This window comes from Paenibacillus sp. Y859, from assembly GCF_056786405.1.
On sequence record NZ_JBXCIZ010000001.1, the window covers coordinates 333,552 to 353,821 of the forward strand.

Consider the following 20,270-nt stretch of genomic DNA (forward strand, 5'->3'; position numbering starts at 1 on the left):
ATATTATAATCCATCAATAATAAATCAGAGTTCAATAGTATACTCTGGACTCTCCCTGTCATTATCCATGCTCCCCCAGTGATATAACCCATTCTTACTTAATGAATCTTTTCCAGTATAATATATGGATTATTCAGTGTCAAAAAGCAGTATTCTTCTTACTTAACGTTCGTAAACTGAAGGTCTAGGGAAAGATCTGCTTTGAGTAATAGTTGCATGATCGCTTGCAAATCATTTTTGCTCTTACCCGTTACACGAATTTGATCTCCTTGGATCAGACTTTTCACTTTTAATTTCGAATCGCGAATCAGAACATTGATCTTTTTGGCGTTATCCTGATCGATACCTTGTTTTAAAGTAAGCTTCTGCCGAACAGTCCCCAAAGAAGCAGGTTCAATTTTACCGTAATCCACATTCTTTAGCGTCAAACCTCGTTTAACCATCTTTGATTGTAAAATATCGATAACCGCATTCAATTTATATTCATCGTCCGATGCAATCACAAGAGCATCTTTATCTAATTTAAGACTACTCTTACTCCCTTTGAAATCGAACCTCGATGCGATCTCCTTCTCTGCTTGGGTGATGGCATTATTCATTTCTTGCAAATCAAATTTGGATACAATGTCAAAAGAATTTTCTGAACTCATCATTCCACGTCCTTTCTAAAACGTTCTATCATAATATATGATTCTATCATTGAAATCTATTTTCACAAGTAGAAACGGCTGTACCGTCTTTTTTCAAAGACGGTACCCGTTTCAGCGAGAACACACATGACAGGAATACTCTTTGTTGAGATACACAAACTATCTACTACTGGAAGGTTGTCGGAACATATCTAGAACCCCCAGTACAATATGGGCAATTCCGAAACCCAAAATACCATAACCCCATGCATTTGGAGTTAAATAATAACCGAGTAAACTCACAATAATACCTAATCCGGTCACAATCCAGCTTACTGTCACAGCAAACACCTCTCTTCAACGGAGATTTTTAGACTACCGCTTTGATAGCCAGTCTTATTATTTCCGTCAAAGATGTTACTTATTCGCCTGTTGTTGTATCCGTATTGGTGGTATCCGTCGTATCTGTCGTATCTATCTCAAGAATAATTCTTGTTGTTGTTTTCCCATCCGTAATAGGCTGACCCGCTACTGTAATAATCGTTGCAGGAGAATAACCCGATTTGATTAGCATATTTTGGTCATCCAATTCTAAACTAAGTACATCACCATCTTTTGTATTACCAAACGACAGTTTCTCTCCGGTAGAATCTTTCCCTCTGTAGACTTCAAGCCAACTCACACCACTTGCCTTAATCTCAACTGGAATCTTCGCACCCTTAGGCCCTGACACTTTAAAAATGGTATTCTTCCCTTGCTTACCATCCTCCGTAACCGTTACTATTTGTGACTCAACCGGAGGAATTTCCTCTACTGGGGGTTCTACCGTTGTATCCTTTTCCCCGTTAACCTCTCCAGTATTATTATCCGGTGTTTGTTCCCCTTCATTTCCCGCTGGATCTACCACAGTATTATCGGGTAACGATGGATCCTTAATGTTGTCAGTTATTTTTTGCCCGGAATCCACTTGCTTATCACTCGGTTTCTCTTCTAGAGAAGATACATATAAATAAATAACGACAATGATTAATATCGGAAAGGTCCACATTAATACAGTTGATAACCATTTCACATTTCGCTCTTTAGGAACTCGATTGCTCGAACGTTTCTGAATTATAGGCTCCATCGTCCCTTCAACCTGAGAGGACATCACTTCCGTATCTCCTTCTAAGAGCTTATCAGGATTAAGACCTACGGTTTCTGCATATGTCTTAATAAAAGCCCGTACATAGAAATTCCCGGGAAGAACTTTATAGTCCCCCGCCTCGATGGCTTCTAAATATCGTTTGCGAATCTTCGTCATTTCCTGTACATCATCTAGACTCATTCCCTTTTCCAGTCTTGCTTCCCTTAATTGTTGACCCAGTTCAGACATACCATCACCTCCTGATTTTATCATTTTATACAATGTTATTTCATTCATCTTCCATCATAGGTATTCGTAAAGGTATCGTAAACGATCTCTTCATCCCAAGCCTTATCATCATCACAATCTCGGTCAATATATCGTCCATGACGTACAGCACACTTATCAACAAGTTTTGAAGGTCTTAGTGCTGAAATTGTTATATTATCCATCTTTTTGAGCATCGATCCCATAAGCTGAATTTTCTCTATATCATCCGTTTCAAGCAACATTCCTCGAGTCTCGCCTTCAACGCCATTAATAGTCAGTATATTAACTTCCAGCATCCCAAGTAAAGATGCAATATCTCCTAATAAACCTGGTCTGTTCTTATGTATCTTGTATTCCATGTACTACTTTTCGACTCCAATTCAACACCTCTTCTAACACGTTCCCCATACATTCGACACGACTTCCTCAACCCCCCATCTTGAGTCCTGATATTTCTAGATCGGTTCCAGTCATGGGTCATGTTAATGATATATAAAAAAAAACCGAAAGGCAAGGTCAACTCTGTAATGATTGTAGAAAAGCTCCCATAATGGGAGCTTTTCTCACAGAACTATGCATTTTTCTTGGCAAGTTTAACCATCAAGCGTGCAATAGTTTGCCGTTCTTCTTTATTTCCAACATCCCACAATTCCTTAAGTGTTCGGTTGGAAGCATTCTGGGGATCGACCTTCTCATCTAGAAAATCGCCAATTTCGTAAGCCAATTTCGAGATGGTGTCTTCACTCATCCCCATCTTTTGAGCCTGTACTACGCGCTCTCCCAAAAACTTTTTCCAACTATCAAAATTTCTGACAACTGTTGATGACATATTAAATCCTCCTTTGCCTGACACATGAGATTTAAAATCAACAGTCATAATATGAGCTTATTTGAACTTCATTATGCGAGAATTTATCGGAAAATTCTGACTTAAGTAACCCATCCCCCATTCGGACTGATGACTTGACCATTAATATATCCCGATTCTGGAAGGGCCAGGAAATAAACAAGTGACGATATTTCATCAGGCTGAGCCAGTCTCCCTGCAGGTATGTCTTCCTCCAGCATTCGAATGTCATTCTCTTGTAAATGATACAGCATAGATGTATCAACTGCTCCAGGAGCCACAGCATTGACTGATATTCCCGATGGTGCTAACTCTTTCGCCAATGCTTTAGTGAAGGCATTCACTCCACCTTTACTTGCTGAGTACAATACCTCACATGATGCTCCTGAAATTCCCCATACCGAAGATATATTAATGATACGCCCCCAGCGTTGCGATATCATATCAGGCATAAAGGCTTGTGTGCATAGAAACATACTCTTCAAGTTGGTTGACATCACATCATCCCAAATCTCCTCTGTCACATCGGAGAGCAATCCGTAATGAGATATTCCCGCATTATTCACCAAAATATCTGGCAACATACCATGACTCTGAAGCTTGTCACGCATTCGAATGATTTCTTCACGACTCTTCAAATCCGCAGCTATCGTTAGAACGTTAGCTCCATGACTCATACAGCGACGCGCGACTTCATTAGCCTCTTCATGGGACTTTCCATAATGAATAACAACATTCATCCCCACAGTAGCGAAGCGCTCCGCTATCGCCGCTCCAATGCCCCTACTAGCTCCTGTAATTAGAACCGTCGTTTCCCCGATCGGCTTGCTCCATTCCGCTCCCATGTTATGACTCAAGGATTAATCACAACCGACACAGCTACTTGGCTCGAATCAATATGCTCATTTAATCGTTCATTAACATCTTTTAATGTAATAGACTCATACACCTGCAAAATGGAGAAAAAGTCACTCCCACGAAATTGATACTTGGTAAACTCGTGAGCGATATTCTCGGGAGAATTCAACATACGTAAATATCCACCCATTTTCTTTTTACGTGACCGCTCGAAATCAGTCTCCGTAAAGCCTTCTTTCACGAGTTGTTCCACTTCTTCTTGAATTCTGCTAAGCAGTAGATCAGGATCCCTCGTGTCTCCACCAATAATGGAAAATCCGTAGTGAGGGGAACTATTATATTCATACCCGAAGCTGTCGGATATAAGCTCCTCATCGTAAAGCTTCTGATATAATTGGGTACTTGAACCAAACAGTAAATCAAGCATCAGTTTAGTCGTCAGATCACGCTTCAGTAAAGCTTCCCCTTCAAGTCCAACATCCTTATCTTTATATCCGAATAAACACTTAGGCATAGAAACAGTTAAGTTATTTACGCGTTTTTTCTCTGCTACCTCCACAGGTTCTTGCTCAAATAGTCGTTCTATCGCACCTTGAGGTTCATATGATTTCTTCGCTTGGTTACTCCTTACAAGTTCAAACACTTCCTCCGGCTCAACCCCACCCACCACGAACAGAAGCATATTGCTTGGATGATAAAAAGCGTTATAACAAGAATATAACGTCTCCTTCGTAATCGTACTAATAGATTCCACCGTACCCGCGATATCAATATGAACGGGGTGAACTTTGAACATGGCTTCGATTAAGCCGAAATAGACACGCCAATCCGCATTATCCTGATACATCCCAATTTCTTGACCGATAATTCCCTTTTCCTTATCCACATTCTGATCTGTGAAATATGGATTTTGTACAAAGTTGATTAACGTCTCCAAATTATCTTGAATATTCTCAGTCGCTGAGAATAGATATACCGTTTGATCGAAACTTGTGAATGCATTCGCAGAAGCACCTTGCGAAGCAAAAGTTGCAAAAATATCTCCTTGCTGTTCCTCAAACATTTTATGTTCTAGGAAATGGGCAATTCCATCAGGGACCGCTACCTCTTCCTGCCCTTCTACACGGAAATGATTATCCACTGATCCATATTTCGTCGCAAATGAGGCATACGTCTTATTAAATCCTGGTTTAGGAAGAACATAAACACGTAGCCCATTATCCATAACTTCGTAGTATAGCGTTTCTTGTAAATGCTCATATTGTATACTGTCCATATACTATTCCTCCTTTTGCCCCGTTAAGAAATAGATGGTATCCAGCTCGAAGGTTGCAGCAGCAGCATGTACATCATCCACTGTAATATTCGCCACCTGTTGAAGAAGTTGTTCGGCTGTGCGATCTTTTCCAGATAACTGCGAATTGAAATCAAATGAAATCATTTCAAATGCAGAGTCATCCATTTCAAGTAATAAATTGCGAATCATAGCTTTCGTTTGCGACATCTCTAGTTCACTGATCTGACCTGTTCGCATTTCCTCCAACTGATTGCGAATAATCGTGACCGCTTTCTCATAATTTTGAACCTCAATGCCCGATTGGATCGTTCCAATTCCTTTATGACCATCGTAACGAGAAGAAGCATAATAAGCTAAGCTTTCCTTCTCACGAACATTCAAGAAGAGTTTCGAATGGGGATATCCACCAAGAATTCCGTTATACACGAGTGCAGAGGCGTAAGCATCATCCCCATAAGTAATCGTTGTACGAAGCCCCATATTCAGTTTCCCTTGATTCACATCCAATTTCTCAACAATCGTTCTAACTTCGCTCACTTCACGAGTCGGCTTGCGCGATTCATACGATATAGGTGCGGAGGAGTCTAAATGAAAATGCTGTTCTACCATCTTCTGTACTTCCTCAATCGTTGTATCTCCGACCACATATAGATCTATACTCGATTCATTCAACCACTTGATGTATGAGTTATAGAGCGATTCTGAAGTTATAGCGTCCAAATCCTTACGCTGTCCGAGCGGATGTAAGCGATATGGCTCATTCCTACACATTTCTTCTAAGCAACGCTCAGCAGCATATCGAATCTTATCATTAACGATAGACTCTAATTTTTTACGAACATTCTCTTTTTCCGCCTGCACGTAAGCATCTCTGAAATGCCCATCTTCTAATACCGGACGTGTAACGACCTCTCCTAGAAATGCAAAGGAGGATTCAAGCAGACTTTCCTCGCTCTGAACAAAAGAATCATTAATTGTATCCATACGAAACTGCACGATCTGATAATCTCCTCTTTTATATACATCGAACCCAAATCCAGCTCCATATAATTGCTCTAACCTTTCACGGAACTGTATAGTCTCTGGATAGGATTCCGTCCCTCGACGTAGTACAAAGGGAGTTAATGCTGTAGAAGTCACAGTCTCTTCGGAAAGCGGGGTACCCACATACAAAGAAATCGCGAACGTTTTGAAACGCTTGGTAGGCATGACATGTATCCGTAGGCGACCTGCACTAGCGTGCTCAAATCTCATTTTATTCAAGGTCCCAATCTCCTTTAATTGATGAATTGTTTATTTAGGTTGAAGCATTGTAATATTATCCATTCTAACCCACATGAAAGTGAAGAAGCAATCGAAGACAAGCCTTCGATTGCCCATTCATCTCGCAGTGGTTGTTCAAAAAGTCACCTTTTGAGCATGCATTTACATGCAGAAAATATGTTCACCAATCGTTTTCACCTGAGGACGTGTCCAAATCCACTTCGAAGTCGCCGTCTTCGGATTAAAGTAATACAAGCATCCTCCTGAAGGATCCCAACCGTTCAGTGCCTGCTGTACAGCCTGTCTTGCCCCTTCATTAGGTTCTAAATATATTTGGCCATCAGCAACTGCTGTAAAGGCTAAAGGCTGAAATATAACGCCTGAGGGGGTATTAGGAAATTCAGATGACCTCACACGATTCAAAATAACAGCTGCAACAGCTACCTGTCCCTCGAATGGTTCACCGCGAGCTTCACCATACACAGCATTGGCCATTATTTTTAGATCATTCTCAGATAGACCCATCGTATTAGAGGTTGACAGTGATGGATCCTTTTTAGGTGTTTCCGATTTTTGGACTTCCGCTGAATTACCTGTATTTTTCGGTACAGTCGGCTTCCAATTCTTCGTCGCATTATAAAGCTTCAGCTTCATTTTAGGCCCAACGATTCCATCCACCTTCAAACCAAACTCATATTGAAACCATTTAACTGATTTCAGTGTATTCGTACCAAAGTTGCTGTCAATCTTGCCAGTGTAATAACCTAGATGCTTAAGCCTGCCTTGCAGCTCATATACATCGTCTCCAGATGAACCATATTGAAAGACATTTGTACTAAAAACAGCTTGAGAAGAAACTTCAGGGTCATTCAAAGTATCCATCTTTGCTTGCGATTTATTTTGTGAAAAGGCGACTACAGAAAATGACAACGTAAGCACCAACCCAATGACGATCCAACTTCTCGGTTTTTTCATATGTTTAGCTCTACCTTTCTTTTGTGTTTTGACAGGTTGCCTGACGTTATTATGACAAGACTTATAGCTTCCTATGCATGTCACACAAAAGTGTAGTAGATCTGACATTGGTGTAATAGATCTGACATTAGTGTAGGATACCGCTACGATGACAGATTGTCCTTCAGATCGCTGTTGCCCATTTCCATTTCCTCTCTCACGAGCACCTCACATTCATGACTCAGTGATGAAGAAAGACTGATGAGAACGGAGTAACTGCATAAAAGACACTTAAATTAGGAGAATAGACAGGAAAGAAAGAAATAAGTGCTTAAATGACAGTTAAAATAGGGAGAATCACAAAGAGCAGAAAGAGCCTCCCACAAGAAAACAAGGAAGACTCTTTTTTTAATTCTAAGAACTAATTCGACTCTGCTCATACTGCTCCATAGATACAAGAACTTCCCTTGGCTTACTTCCTTCGTATGGCCCAATGATTCCCCGTGCTTCCATCGAATCAATAAGTCGGGCTGCGCGAGTGTATCCTACCCGCATTCTGCGCTGTAAAAGAGATACAGACGCTTGTTTGGCTTCAAGTATAATTTGTACAGCTTGATCGTATAGTTCATCAAGCATCTCATCCCCATTGGATGATGGTTCTTCTACTTCAGGTACAAGGGATTCATCATATTCAGCTTGTCCTTGATCACGCGCATAATCAACAATGTTCTCTACTTCTTGGTCTGTTAAATATGCACCTTGAACCCGAATGGGCTTGGATGAACCCATTGGCATAAACAACATATCTCCACGCCCGAGAAGCTTCTCAGCTCCTGCCATATCCAATATCGTTCTAGAATCCACATTAGAAGAAACGCCAAATGCAATTCTCGAAGGAATATTCGCCTTAATGACTCCCGTTATAACGTCTACAGAAGGACGCTGGGTAGCAATAATGAGATGGATACCAGCTGCTCGTGCCATTTGGGCGAGTCGCATAATCGCTTCTTCCACATCATTGGCTGCGACCATCATTAGATCTGCAAGCTCATCAACGATGACAACGATATAAGGTAATACAGCAGGTAAATTATCTTTCATTAACTTGTTATATCCTTCGATATTACGAGTTCCTGATTTGGAGAAAAGTTCATAACGCTTCTCCATTTCGACTACAATCTTCTTCAATGCTAGAGATGCTCGTTTCGGATCTGTCACGACTGGCGCCAACAGATGAGGAATACCATTGTACATGTTCAGCTCGACCATCTTTGGGTCAATCATTAGAAACTTCACTTCATCTGGCTTAGCTTTATAAAGAATACTCGTAATAATTCCATTAATACAGACGGACTTCCCTGATCCCGTAGCACCTGCAACAAGAAGATGCGGCATCTTCGCTAGATTACCAACGATCGTCTGACCTGAAATATCTCTACCGAATGCAATAGTCAACTTGGATTCTGCCTCCTGAAACACAGTCGTCTCCATCACTTCACGCATCGTAACGATAGATACTTCGTTATTAGGAACTTCAATCCCAATCGCTGACTTACCAGGGATTGGAGCTTCCATTCGGATATCCTTAGCAGCAAGTGCCAGCGCTATATCATCGGTTAAGGCCACAATCCGACTAACCTTAACCCCGATATCTGGTTGGATTTCATAGCGGGTAACGGCAGGACCACGAACAACTTCCAACACTTTCGCCCGAACACCAAAGCTCTCTAGAGTTGCTTCAAGCTTACGCGCTGTCTGCATGTAATCATTCTGATCACCAGCCTTCCCAACACTGCTAGGCTTAGCTAATAAACGAAATGGTGGCAATATATACGGCTTTGGAGGGGGTGCCTGAGCAATAGTCTCCGATGCAAGTTCTCCCTCGTTCTCTTTCATCTCACTAGTACCCGAAGCATCCACTACATTTCCAATATTACTGTCTGTATCGCTTGTCGCTTGTTCTCCAGAAACCTCTCCTTGACTCTTCATAACAGCTTCCTTCAGGTCAGCCACTTCCTGACCTGTAAAAGCTTCTTCTAGATCATCTTCCTCGGCAAGCCCTTCCGATACTACATGCTCAAAGAAATCACGAATGATCGGAGTGCTAGTTGGAAGCTCGTCCACGGGTACGACTTGTTCGGAATTCAATACTAGTTCATCCTCTTGATAAGCCGGAGTAGCATCTTTTCCTCGTCTTCCAATACGCTTGTTAGGCTCAACTACCACCATGTCATCGATCGTCTCATCTGAATTATCATCACTGAGGGATCGTTCCTCTTTCGCACTCTTCCCACCAAACAACTGAAAAAACACAGGTGTATTCCGTTTAACTTTCGGAATAATTTCTTCATCGAAATCATCATCTTCATCACCTGGAAGGAGTTGTCTACTTCTATTTGAAATAGACTTTACCTTTAATGGAGCGCCACTCGCTGGTAGCTGCCGCATACTAAATTGCTTATGTACATAGGAACCAGCTTTCATCATCCTAGTTCGAACAATTCGTATCAGATCAACATAGGATAAGTTCGTAATCAACATGAAACTGATAATAAACATAACAATCCTCAATAACTTAGCCCCTATATTTCCAAATAACCAGAAAAGAGCAGTATACTGAATAGCGCCTATGTATCCGCCGCCGACATCTTTATCCTTCATAGAATTTTCAGTCTCAACGGAGGGAGCCAATAGCTCTTCATGCAAGTCAGACTTTGCCTGATCAAAAATGGTGCCGCTACTCAAAATAGAAGTAGGAGCTAATTTCTTTTCAATGCTTGAAATGCTAGCCATCAATGAAAAAGCAAGAACTAAAAGTAGCACGCCACTTTTACGTGAATTCCATTGATTAGGCCACTTTCTATTGATCATCGCCATTAATCCATAATAAATTCCTACAAGTGGAACAACGAAATAAAACTTGCCTAACATGAGTCCAAATATTTTGGATAGAGACCAACCAACTGTAGCTTCACCAGATAATGCGATAACAGATAGCGTAATGAGAATAATCCCATAAATTTCATATTTGAGTACGTTACTAAATATAGCCTTTTTCTTTCTTCTTCTTTTGGCCAAAGAATTCACCCCCGGAACAATATTATACCATAATTCTCCGTGGGCACCTATGTTCTGTTTACCAATTCATAGACTAATTTTGTAATAGCGGAATATAACGAATAATTTGTCCAGGTGAATATTTGGGATTCAAATAATAATCCAACGGGCAACTTATCAATCTAACAATCTGCGCACTGCTATGGTCTATTGGCATCACTTGCATAAGACCATTTCCAATCGCAATATCAACTGTTCTCTCAGGCTCCTTAAAACTCCCTTCCCAGATCACATCCATCGGTATGATCGTATATAAAGTCATTATTGTAACCTCCCTGGCTGTAGCATCTCTTGACGCTCCTTAATGAGTGAATTCAGTTTAGCTAGTGCCAGACCAATCCCACCAACTTCATCCATCAGTCCATACTTCACAGCATCTTTCCCGCCTACTGCCGTTCCAATATCCCGATTCAGTTCACCCGTTCTAAACATCAGTTCTTTAAATCTCTCCTCGGATATTCTAGAATGGGAAGTTACAAATTGAACGACTCTTTCTTGCATTTTCTCCATATATTCAAATGACTGTGGAACTCCTATAACTAGACCATTTAACCGAATCGGGTGTATGGTCATCGTAGCACTTTCAGCAATGATCGAATAACTGGATGCTACTGCAATAGGAACCCCTATACTATGACCACCACCGATCACGACAGTCACTGTTGGCTTTGATAATGAAGATATCATCTCTGCAATGGCAAGTCCTGCCTCAACATCACCCCCAACGGTGTTGAGAACAATAACGACACCTTGAATATCCTCACTTTGTTCTGTAGCAACAAGTTGTGGGATGATATGTTCATATTTAGTCGTTTTGTTCTGTGGGGGTAACATCATATGTCCTTCAATCTGACCAATAATCGTCATGCAAAATATATTCGACTCACCATTAGGGACTGACGTTTGTCCGAGTTGTTGAATGTTATTGACCACCTGAGCATCCGTTTTCACATCCGGTTGTTGATCTGGTACCTCTGTATCTAAACGTATTTGGGGGTTCACTCCACCCGTATCACCATTAAATAACTTTGTCATATTGGGCTCATCTTCCTTTCACCATACGAATCATAACCTTGCCTAGCTAGTATGGGAGAAAAGATACCCTAATTATACTTAGGAAAGCATAAAATGCCCCTATTCCGCAGGGAACCGTCCAATATTACCTGCGGAGTAGGGGCGACTGTGTGCTTACTTACATTATATAGTCGTCTATTAAATTTAAAATTACACTTCCATAATAATGGGAAGAATCATAGGTCTGCGACGTGTTTGTTCATACAAGAAACGTCCCAATGCATCCTTAACACCCGTTTTTAGCGATGCCCATTCATTCACTTTCTCACTCATTAGCTTCTGAAGTGTACTAGATACAATCCGGTTCGCTTCATCTAGGAGACCTTCAGATTCACGTACATATACGAATCCTCTAGAGATAATATCAGGTCCCGACATAATGTTGCCATCCTGTTTACTTAATGTGACAACAACTACTAATATACCATCTTGTGAGAGTAGTTTACGATCGCGAAGAACGATATTACCAACGTCTCCAACACCTAATCCATCAATTAACACGTTTCCTGCCGTTACTTTTCCAGCTCTACGAGCTGAACCATTCACGATTTCAACGATCTCTCCAAGCTCTGTAATAAATATATTCTCAGGTGCAACACCTACAGATTCAGCTAATAATGCGTGACGACGTTGCATACGGAATTCCCCATGAATCGGTAAGAAAAACTTTGGTTTCATCAGATTAAGCATTAATTTCAATTCTTCCTGACTACCATGACCCGAGACGTGAACGCCAGGGTTGGAACCACTATAGATAACATCAGCTCCAAGTTTAAATAACTCATCAATTGTGCGACCTACATATTTCTCATTACCAGGAACTGGAGTAGCAGCAATAATAACTGTATCACCAGGTAGAATATCTACTTTACGATGTGTAGAGCGAGCCATTCGTGTTAGAGCAGACATTGGCTCCCCTTGACTTCCAGTACAAAGAATAACAACTCTATCAGCCGCCATCTTGTTTACTTCTTCAGGTTCAATCAACATACCATCAGGTATAATCAAGTAACCTAGATCTGAAGCAATGGAAACTACATTTACCATACTGCGACCAATGACTGTTATTTTGCGTCCTGTTGCTTCAGCAGCATTAACCACTTGTTGAATACGATGCACATTAGATGCAAAAGTTGCAATAACCACTCTTTGTGACGCTTTACGGAAAATATCTTCAAGTACTACACCAACATTACGTTCTGATGGCGTGAACCCAGGTTTCTCAGCGTTTGTACTATCTGAAAGAAGTGCAAGCACACCCGCTTGTCCAATCGCAGCCATCTTCTGTAAATCAGCAAATTGTCCATTCACAGGTGTATGATCAAATTTAAAGTCTCCTGTATGAACTACATTTCCTTCTGGTGTAGCGACACATACACCTACAGAATCAGGAATACTATGATTCGTTCTAAAGAACGTAGCTTTCATAGTCGTTCCAATCTGGACCTCTGAATCTTCATCGATCAGAATTCGCTTCGTTTCACCAAGCAAATTAGCTTCTTTTAATTTATTCTCAACTAGTCCTAAAGTAAGCTTTGTCCCGTATACAGGAACATTCAGATGTTTCAACACGTAAGGCAATCCGCCTATATGATCTTCGTGACCATGCGTCAGCAAAATTCCTCTAACTTTATCACGATTCTCTGTTAAATAAGAAATATCTGGAATAACAATATCAATTCCTAGCATATCCTCTTCCGGAAACTTCAATCCGGAATCCACTACAATAATGTCATTTGCGTATTGAATGACATACATATTTTTTCCGATTTCACCGACGCCGCCCAAAGCAAATATCGTCAATTTATCGTTATTTAGTTTCTTAGACAATTGAATCTTACCCTCCTTGTATGGTTTTGGACGTACACCATTATTTATATTATATTTCAAAAACATACCGCACCCAGTCACTTGTTTTCATTATACATGATTAAAAAGTGAAAAAACAAGTCATCGTACTGTTAAGTATTAAGCATCCCCATCTAATATGCCTTTATTTCAAAAAAATAAGCACCTCCAACAGGAGATGCTCATTATACCGTAAGTAATTACAATTTTAAATTAATGCAATAAGACCTTTAATAAACTCAACCTCTTCCTCGTTGGGAGGAAGAATTGGCAGCCGCGGTTCTCCAACAGCATACCCCACCAATTGAAGAGCATATTTAACAGCTGCCGGATTCGGTAGCGGATCTGGGCAATCGAACATCCCCTTAAAAATAGGGAATAGCTGCTGATGAAGTAATGTTGCCTGCCTCACATCACCCTCAATAAAGGAATTGATCATATCTTTCATTGTAGCACCTACAATATGTGACGCTACACTAATGACGCCGTATGCCCCCACAGCAAGGGCTGGGAGCGTTGCTGAGTCATCACCAGTATAAACCTTAAAATGTTCTGGAGCAGACATAGCAATCTGCGTCACATGCTCCAAAGAGGCACATTCCTTAGTAGCAACAATGTTAGGTATTTCCGCCAATCGAAGGGTTGTCTTAGCTGTAAGGCTAGCTATCGTGCGGCTCGGTACATTATACAAAATGATTGGAAGTTCTGTACTTTGCGCAATAGCTTCAAAATGACGGAACATCCCCTCTTGGCTTGGCCTATTATAATACGGGACAACTAACAAGAGACCGTCCACACCAAGCTTTTCAGCCTCTTGTGACATATAAATAGAATGCGCTGTATTATTACTACCCGTACCCGCAATGATTTTGCAACGATCTCCTGCTTTCTCCACGGAAAATCGAAACAATTCAAGTTTCTCATCATCGCTCAACGTTGGAGATTCCCCTGTTGTGCCTCCAATTACCAGTGAATCTGATTTTTGCTCATGAATTAAATAATCTATTAGTCTGGAAGTTTCATCCCAGTTAATCTGACCACGATCATCAAATGGGGTTACCATTGCTGTCATTAACCTTCCAAATCTCATACATTTCCTCCTAAAAGTTTCTGTAAGAAACTATCTTCGTAAGCATAAACTAAGTTTCCGTAGGAAACTAGCTTCGTAAGTGTAAATCAATTTAGTTCATTCTATCTAGATAGATCCAATTATAGCTACTTCTACTTTAATTGGATCTAGCAAGACATATCGAATGAATACCAGATATTACTTTCATTCGATATGTCTATTCAACTCAAATGTGCTGTGAAGAGAACGCAATGCTTGAACCATATCATCCTTCTTAACCAGCACCCATATCGTCGTATTTGAATCAGCTGATTGCAATATTTGTATATGCTGTTCACTTAATGATTCCACTATTGTAGCCATAATTCCAGGAACACCATTAATTCCTCCACCGATGATAGACACTTTAGCACATCCCGATACACTCTTCGGATTAAAACCCAGCTGTTGAAGAATCGAAAGTGCTCGTTCCGAATGATGATCAAACACTGTATATACTGCACCAGTAGCTGTAACATTAATAAAATCTACACTTATTGAATTTTCTGCCATTGATTTAAATACTTTTAACTGTAGATTGTTAGATCCTTCTCCACAATCTACAGTGATTTGAGTGACATTGCTGACATATGCGATCCCCGTTACCAAACGATCCATAACACCAGACTGAACGTCACGAAATCCCTCGGGATTCGTAACCAACGTTCCTTCATCCTCGGAGAATGTTGAACGAATACGCACAGGAATTTGGGCTTGCATAGCAATCTCAACTGCACGCGGATGAATGACTTTGGCTCCTTGATATGCCATGTTACATATTTCCGTGTAACTGACATGGGATATAGGTCTAGCATCTTCGACAATTCGCGGATCTGCTGTTAACACACCATTTACATCAGTATAAATATCAACCATCTCCGCTTGAAGGGCTGCACCCAATGCTGTCGCTGTAGTATCACTCCCCCCTCTTCCAAGGGTAGTGATATCTCCAGAATTCGTCTGACCCTGAAACCCAGTTACTATGACGACCTTATTTCTCTCGAATTCCTCTATAATACGTGCTGGATGAATGTCCACAATACGAGCATTACCGTAATGATCATTCGTTTCAAACCCTGCCTGGGCACCTGTAAGAACCGTTGACGCGATCCCATTACTCTCCAGTAAACTACATAATGTAGTCGCGGATATAATTTCACCGCAGGATAGTAGCAAATCTTTTTCGCGTGCTGGTAATGCATCACCATTCTGGGCAATCCACTCAAGTAACGTATCCGTCGCATAAGGTTCTCCACGACGCCCCATAGCCGAAACAACAACAACTAAATTATAGTTCTCATTCAATTCTCTTCTAATATGTGAAATAACATGTTCCCTTGCCTGAGGTGATGACAAGGATGTACCGCCGAATTTCTGAACTAATGTTCGCATTTCTATTCCTCCATATAACGTTAACCTACAAAAGTACGGAATGATTAGATGCGACTATTTCAGCAATCTGTACAGCATTCCATGCTGCACCTTTAATAAGATTGTCAGATACAATCCACATGTTTAGACCCCGTTGATGTCCAAAATCCCGACGTAAGCGTCCGACAAATACATCTGGTTTCCCAGTAGAATCAGTAGCCATTGGATACGATTGTGTCGAAGGATCATCTACTACAGTAATGCCAGGAGAGTTCGCAAGAAGTGTTCTCACCGCATCTAGATCATAATCTTCTTTCAATTCTACATAGACGGACTCAGAGTGACCATAGACAACTGGAACTCGAACACAAGTTGCTGTTACCGCTATCGTCTCATCGCCCATTATTTTTTTCGTTTCATTAACCATTTTCATTTCTTCTAAAGTAAATCCATTCTCTTCGAATTTATCAATTTGAGGGATCACATTAAAAGCAATCTGATGTTTCACCGGAAGTGATCCAACAGGTAGAATTTCAGGTTCAACCTTTTCACCATCAAGAACTTCCTTAGTTTGACGTAAGAGTTCATCAATTGCTTTGCTTCCTGCACCAGAAACTGCCTGATAAGTTGAAACGATTATTCGTGAAATACCGTAAGTATCTTGCAAAGGCTTTAATGCAGCAACCATTTGAATCGTAGAACAATTCGGATTTGCAATAATACCGACATGGTCCTTGATCTTCTCGGAATTAACTTCAGGAACAACTAAAGGAGTCGTTGGATCCATTCTATAAGCGTTCGTGTTGTCAATACATACTGCACCATGGCGAATAGCGTGTGGAGCAAACTCCTTGCTTATGTCGCCACCAGCGCTAAACAACGCAATATCAATTCCTTCAAAACTATCAGGGGTAGCTTCTTCTACTATTATATCTTGGCCTTTAAACTTAATGACGGTACCCGCAGAACGTGCAGATGAAAGTAGCTTCAACTTGGATATTGGGAAATCACGCTTCTCCAATAACCCTATGATCTGTTCTCCAACTGCTCCTGTAGCTCCTAGAACAGCGACATTAAATTTCTGATTGTTCATTTGCTGTATCTCCCCTTATTCTAATTATGACATCCTCTAGTAAATGATAAGTTCTTACGCTGAATGAAACCGTTCGATAATCATAGGTTGTAACTGTGTTCCGCTAAGTGCTGCGTAACATGTTTCTGGAATGAGCTCCATTTTGGCGACGAGAGAATTAGGTTTTTGCTGTGGGTTATCCTGACCATAAGGAACAAAATAAATATTTTTCGTTACCAACAGTTTCGCAATATTGGCTGCGTTCAACCCTAATCCGTCGTTTGTGGAAATAGCCAGCACCAAAGGACGACCATTACGCATCTGAGCTTTCGCTGCCATTAAGACCGGAGTATCCGTCATCGCATTCGCCAATTTGCTTGTTGTTGTACCCGTACATGGTCCGATAACTAGAACATCTAATAATTTAGACGGTCCTAGCGGTTCCGCTCCAACAATTGTAGAAATAATATCATTCCCCGTAATTTCTTTCAACTGTTTCAACCAATTTCCTGACGATCCAAAGCGTGTATCCGTATTTTGTACCGTATTTGAAACAATTGGCACCACGTTCGCACCTTCATTAACAAATCGCAATACCTGAGGCATGACCTCTTCTAACGTACAATGAGATCCCGTTATCGCATACCCTACCGTTTTGCCCTGCCACTTCATTTCTCATCCCCCCGAATCTTGATTTCATCTGAAATCAACTGTACCAATGCATTCGCAATGATAATACCAGCTGTTTTGGGAGCAACGATACCAGGCAGACCAGGAGCAAGCAGCGCCTTAATTCCCCGCTTCTCCGCAAAGCGGAAATCGCACCCACCCGGGGCTGAAGCAAGGTCAATAATGACTGCATTTGGGGGCATTTGAGACAGGATTTGCGCTGTGACTATCATAGTCGGTATCGTATTAAAAAGCAAGTTCACACCAACCACTTTTCTCCCTAAATCCCTTATCAGAAAGGGCTCCCAGCCCATTTCACTCGCCCTCGCAAAGTGCACTTCAGACCGTACTCCCATCGATACTTTTGCTCCCAAACCCTGTAAGCTTTTAGCCATCGTAAATCCCGTTCGCCCCATCCCTAAGACCATACAATTTGATCCATGTATCGTGAAATCAGTATGCTGAATAGCCATCATTAGGGCACCCTCTGCTGTGGGTATAGAATTATAAATCGCTACATCATCTCGTTCCAGCAGTTCCACAAGACGAATCTTACGTTCGGAGCACATATTGCTTAAATACGGCTTCGCAACGCCTGTATATACCGTACATTCATGTGGTAATACATTAAAATGTTCCTCCAGTAACTGTAATGGCTCGGATGAGAATAGCGTCATGATCTTCCCCTCATTGTCACAACCCATGACGGGGAGTACAAGTACATCCGTTTGCTCTAATAGTTCAATAGAAAGTTGCTCTCTTGTGATGTCTTCTAACTGATCTGTAAGTTCATCGAATCCAACAATAGAGACTGTCGCATCCTTCTCAGAGAACTTCCGAATTACTTCGATCTGTCTTGCATCCCCGCCTATGAATACAACTTTTACGCCAGTCAGCATTAGGATGTGGCTCCTTTCTCAATTCCATGTACTATATCGCATAATATGCGAAGGCCTAAACAGGGGTGAAAGATGTAGTTACAAATGAAGAAATAAAAAGAGCTTACGCATGCCTTCAGAAGGCCTTCGTAAGCTCAAACTAATTTATTTACCTGTATGACCAAATCCACCTGAACCACGCACAGTTTCCGAAAGCTCATTCACGATTTCCCACTCCACTTGAGGAACGGTCTGAAACACCATCTGAGCAATCCGTTCATTCCTTACGATGGTAAATGACTCGGCACCAAGATTAATTAAGAGGACTTTTATTTCTCCTCGATAATCAGCATCAATTGTTCCCGGCGTGTTCAGACAAGTGATACCATGCTTAAATGCAAGTCCACTACGCGGACGTATTTGCGCCTCAAGCCCTTCAGGCATTGCAATAGCATATCCAGTAGGAATTAACTTCCGCTCCCCTGGTTGTAGAACAACCTCTTCTTCCACTGCTGCATACAGATCATAACCCGAAGCAAGCTTGGACATTTTCTCTGGAAGCTTGATATCTTCATTCCCAGATAGTCTATTTATTTGAACGTAATGCAACAAAGTCATCGCCCCTTATTCCTGATATACTTCGATCAGACGTCCCAACCATTGCTACTGAGAATGGCTCACTGAACATAAGATCAAGTACAGATTCTACATCATCCATTGATATATTATCAATATTTGTGATCATTTCATCTAGTGTATAATGTTTACCTAACATCAACTCATTTTTGCCAAGACGATTCATACGACTACCCGTACCTTCCAGACTAAGAATGAGACTGCCCTTCAACTGTTCTTTTCCTTTACGCAACTCATCATCACTTAACCCCTTTGTAGCAAGATCGAACAACACTTCTTTCGTGAGGTCCATAACCTCTTTCGTTTGCTTAGGAGCAGTTCCCGCATATATTGTGAACAATCCATTGTCTGCATGGGAACTATGATAAGAATATACTGCGTAAGCCAATCCGCGTTTCTCGCGAATTTCTTGGAATAGACGAGAACTCATTCCTCCACCGATTGCATTATTCAACAATACCATGGCATATTGTCTCTTATCATCAATAGAACATCCTGGAAACGACAAGCATATATGATTTTGCTCCGTTTTCTTTTTGTGAAACAGAACATTACTATGAAATTCAGGTACAGTAATACCACTCGCACTTCCATGGTTCTTAAATCCACCGAAATGACGTTCCAATAATTCTACCAAGTGCTCATCAATGTTTCCCGCTACGCTGATCACCGTGTTCTCAATCGTATAATGTTCAGCCATATATGCTTTAAGATCTTTCGATTTCATTTCTTCCAGTTGCTCTATCGTCCCTAAAATAGGGTAGGCTAATGGATGCTCTCCATAGACGGCTTTTGCCATTAAATCATGAACGATATCATCCGGAGTATCCTCATACATAGAGATTTCTTCGAGAATAACATTCTTCTCCTTCGCCAACTCACCATCATCCATATTAGATCGGAAGAACATATCCGCAAGCACATCAACGGCAATCGGAAGATGCTCGTCAAGAACTTTGGCATAGTAACATGTATATTCCTTCGACGTGAACGCGTTCAAATTGCCTCCAATAGCATCGAATTGTTCCGCAATCTCTTTCGCATCGAATCGTTCTGTACCTTTAAAAAGCATATGCTCAATAAAATGAGAAACGCCATTGTTCTGAACATTCTCATATCTCGAACCTGTTTTCACCCAAATCCCAAAGGAAACGGAACGGCAAGTTGGAATTTTCTCCATGACTACTCTTAGGCCGTTACTTAGCTTTATTTTTTCCATTCGAAGGCCTCCTAATTATGAAACACTAGATAAT

Annotated in this window: 19 protein-coding genes and 1 pseudogene; all 20 read right to left on the minus strand. The window is 41.0% G+C overall.

The window, feature by feature from the left end; all coding sequences use genetic code 11:
* Positions 1-158: 158 nt before the first annotated feature.
* On the minus strand, positions 159-650 hold the full coding sequence (locus AC1TO8_RS01620) for a YajQ family cyclic di-GMP-binding protein (protein WP_482054478.1): 492 nt from the start codon (positions 648-650) through the stop codon (positions 159-161).
* 159 nt (positions 651-809) lie between these two features.
* On the minus strand, positions 810-971 hold the full coding sequence (locus AC1TO8_RS01625; RefSeq protein ID WP_482053871.1) for a hypothetical protein: 162 nt from the start codon (positions 969-971) through the stop codon (positions 810-812).
* 79 nt (positions 972-1,050) lie between these two features.
* Entirely contained in the window at positions 1,051-2,004 is a 954-nt protein-coding gene (locus tag AC1TO8_RS01630) for a helix-turn-helix domain-containing protein (RefSeq protein WP_482054479.1), read from the minus strand.
* A 95-nt stretch (positions 2,005-2,099) separates the two neighbouring features.
* Positions 2,100-2,384 (minus strand): annotated as a pseudogene (locus AC1TO8_RS01635) (DUF3388 domain-containing protein); the annotation flags it as partial.
* Positions 2,385-2,596: 212 nt separating this feature from the next.
* Positions 2,597-2,854 carry a DUF3243 domain-containing protein gene (locus AC1TO8_RS01640; RefSeq protein WP_438350202.1) on the minus strand — a complete coding sequence of 86 codons (258 nt, stop codon included), beginning with the start codon at positions 2,852-2,854 and terminating at the stop codon, positions 2,597-2,599.
* 101 nt (positions 2,855-2,955) lie between these two features.
* Positions 2,956-3,717, minus strand: a complete 762-nt coding sequence (gene ymfI / locus AC1TO8_RS01645; RefSeq protein ID WP_482053872.1) for an elongation factor P 5-aminopentanone reductase — start codon at positions 3,715-3,717, stop codon at positions 2,956-2,958.
* A gap of 8 nt (positions 3,718-3,725) precedes the next feature.
* The gene (yfmH, locus tag AC1TO8_RS01650; RefSeq protein ID WP_482053873.1) at positions 3,726-5,006 is read right to left on the minus strand and encodes an EF-P 5-aminopentanol modification-associated protein YfmH; all 1,281 of its coding nucleotides are present in this window, start codon (positions 5,004-5,006) and stop codon (positions 3,726-3,728) included.
* Positions 5,007-5,009: 3 nt separating this feature from the next.
* The gene (yfmF, locus tag AC1TO8_RS01655; RefSeq protein WP_482054480.1) at positions 5,010-6,281 is read right to left on the minus strand and encodes an EF-P 5-aminopentanol modification-associated protein YfmF; all 1,272 of its coding nucleotides are present in this window, start codon (positions 6,279-6,281) and stop codon (positions 5,010-5,012) included.
* Between the two features lie 171 nt (positions 6,282-6,452).
* Positions 6,453-7,265: a spore cortex-lytic enzyme gene (gene sleB, locus AC1TO8_RS01660; RefSeq protein WP_482053874.1), complete on the minus strand. Its 813-nt coding sequence runs from the start codon at positions 7,263-7,265 to the stop codon at positions 6,453-6,455.
* Between the two features lie 393 nt (positions 7,266-7,658).
* Complete coding sequence (locus tag AC1TO8_RS01665) at positions 7,659-10,322, minus strand: FtsK/SpoIIIE family DNA translocase (RefSeq protein ID WP_482053875.1); 2,664 nt, start codon at positions 10,320-10,322, stop codon at positions 7,659-7,661.
* A gap of 73 nt (positions 10,323-10,395) precedes the next feature.
* Entirely contained in the window at positions 10,396-10,623 is a 228-nt protein-coding gene (locus AC1TO8_RS01670; protein ID WP_482053876.1) for a YlzJ-like family protein, read from the minus strand.
* Positions 10,623-11,396: a ClpP family protease gene (locus AC1TO8_RS01675; RefSeq protein ID WP_482053877.1), complete on the minus strand. Its 774-nt coding sequence runs from the start codon at positions 11,394-11,396 to the stop codon at positions 10,623-10,625. Before AC1TO8_RS01675 ends, AC1TO8_RS01670 begins: the two co-directional genes overlap by 1 nt.
* A 189-nt stretch (positions 11,397-11,585) precedes the next feature.
* Positions 11,586-13,265, minus strand: a complete 1,680-nt coding sequence (locus AC1TO8_RS01680) for a ribonuclease J (RefSeq protein ID WP_482053878.1) — start codon at positions 13,263-13,265, stop codon at positions 11,586-11,588.
* Positions 13,266-13,491: 226 nt separating this feature from the next.
* The gene (gene dapA, locus AC1TO8_RS01685; protein WP_482053879.1) at positions 13,492-14,373 is read right to left on the minus strand and encodes a 4-hydroxy-tetrahydrodipicolinate synthase; all 882 of its coding nucleotides are present in this window, start codon (positions 14,371-14,373) and stop codon (positions 13,492-13,494) included.
* A gap of 183 nt (positions 14,374-14,556) precedes the next feature.
* A complete protein-coding gene (gene dapG, locus AC1TO8_RS01690; RefSeq protein WP_482053880.1) occupies positions 14,557-15,783 on the minus strand; it encodes an aspartate kinase in 1,227 nt (408 codons plus the stop codon).
* Positions 15,784-15,808: 25 nt separating this feature from the next.
* On the minus strand, positions 15,809-16,855 hold the full coding sequence (locus tag AC1TO8_RS01695; RefSeq protein ID WP_482053881.1) for an aspartate-semialdehyde dehydrogenase: 1,047 nt from the start codon (positions 16,853-16,855) through the stop codon (positions 15,809-15,811).
* 54 nt (positions 16,856-16,909) lie between these two features.
* Complete coding sequence (locus AC1TO8_RS01700; protein ID WP_482053882.1) at positions 16,910-17,506, minus strand: dipicolinate synthase subunit B; 597 nt, start codon at positions 17,504-17,506, stop codon at positions 16,910-16,912.
* Complete coding sequence (gene dpsA / locus AC1TO8_RS01705) at positions 17,503-18,402, minus strand: dipicolinate synthase subunit DpsA (protein WP_482053883.1); 900 nt, start codon at positions 18,400-18,402, stop codon at positions 17,503-17,505. The genes AC1TO8_RS01700 and dpsA overlap by 4 nt, the downstream gene beginning before the upstream one ends.
* Before the next feature lie 144 nt (positions 18,403-18,546).
* A complete protein-coding gene (gene dut, locus AC1TO8_RS01710; protein ID WP_482053884.1) occupies positions 18,547-18,993 on the minus strand; it encodes a dUTP diphosphatase in 447 nt (148 codons plus the stop codon).
* Positions 18,968-20,236, minus strand: a complete 1,269-nt coding sequence (locus AC1TO8_RS01715) for a M16 family metallopeptidase (protein WP_482053885.1) — start codon at positions 20,234-20,236, stop codon at positions 18,968-18,970. The genes dut and AC1TO8_RS01715 overlap by 26 nt, the downstream gene beginning before the upstream one ends.
* Positions 20,237-20,270 lie beyond the last annotated feature (34 nt).

What these genes read in the sequence shown, in the direction of transcription:
- AC1TO8_RS01620 (WP_482054478.1), bottom strand. Translation starts at nt 650, where the DNA reads ATGAGTTCAGAAAATTCTTTTGACATTGTATCCAAATTTGATTTGCAA.
- AC1TO8_RS01630 (WP_482054479.1), bottom strand. Translation starts at nt 2,004, where the DNA reads ATGTCTGAACTGGGTCAACAATTAAGGGAAGCAAGACTGGAAAAGGGA.
- AC1TO8_RS01640 (WP_438350202.1), bottom strand. Translation starts at nt 2,854, where the DNA reads ATGTCATCAACAGTTGTCAGAAATTTTGATAGTTGGAAAAAGTTTTTG.
- ymfI (WP_482053872.1), bottom strand. Translation starts at nt 3,717, where the DNA reads ATGGGAGCGGAATGGAGCAAGCCGATCGGGGAAACGACGGTTCTAATT.
- yfmH (WP_482053873.1), bottom strand. Translation starts at nt 5,006, where the DNA reads ATGGACAGTATACAATATGAGCATTTACAAGAAACGCTATACTACGAA.
- yfmF (WP_482054480.1), bottom strand. Translation starts at nt 6,281, where the DNA reads ATGAGATTTGAGCACGCTAGTGCAGGTCGCCTACGGATACATGTCATG.
- sleB (WP_482053874.1), bottom strand. Translation starts at nt 7,265, where the DNA reads ATGAAAAAACCGAGAAGTTGGATCGTCATTGGGTTGGTGCTTACGTTG.
- AC1TO8_RS01670 (WP_482053876.1), bottom strand. Translation starts at nt 10,623, where the DNA reads ATGACTTTATATACGATCATACCGATGGATGTGATCTGGGAAGGGAGT.
- AC1TO8_RS01675 (WP_482053877.1), bottom strand. Translation starts at nt 11,396, where the DNA reads ATGACAAAGTTATTTAATGGTGATACGGGTGGAGTGAACCCCCAAATA.
- dapA (WP_482053879.1), bottom strand. Translation starts at nt 14,373, where the DNA reads ATGAGATTTGGAAGGTTAATGACAGCAATGGTAACCCCATTTGATGAT.
- dapG (WP_482053880.1), bottom strand. Translation starts at nt 15,783, where the DNA reads ATGCGAACATTAGTTCAGAAATTCGGCGGTACATCCTTGTCATCACCT.
- AC1TO8_RS01695 (WP_482053881.1), bottom strand. Translation starts at nt 16,855, where the DNA reads ATGAACAATCAGAAATTTAATGTCGCTGTTCTAGGAGCTACAGGAGCA.
- AC1TO8_RS01700 (WP_482053882.1), bottom strand. Translation starts at nt 17,506, where the DNA reads ATGAAGTGGCAGGGCAAAACGGTAGGGTATGCGATAACGGGATCTCAT.
- dpsA (WP_482053883.1), bottom strand. Translation starts at nt 18,402, where the DNA reads ATGCTGACTGGCGTAAAAGTTGTATTCATAGGCGGGGATGCAAGACAG.
- AC1TO8_RS01715 (WP_482053885.1), bottom strand. Translation starts at nt 20,236, where the DNA reads ATGGAAAAAATAAAGCTAAGTAACGGCCTAAGAGTAGTCATGGAGAAA.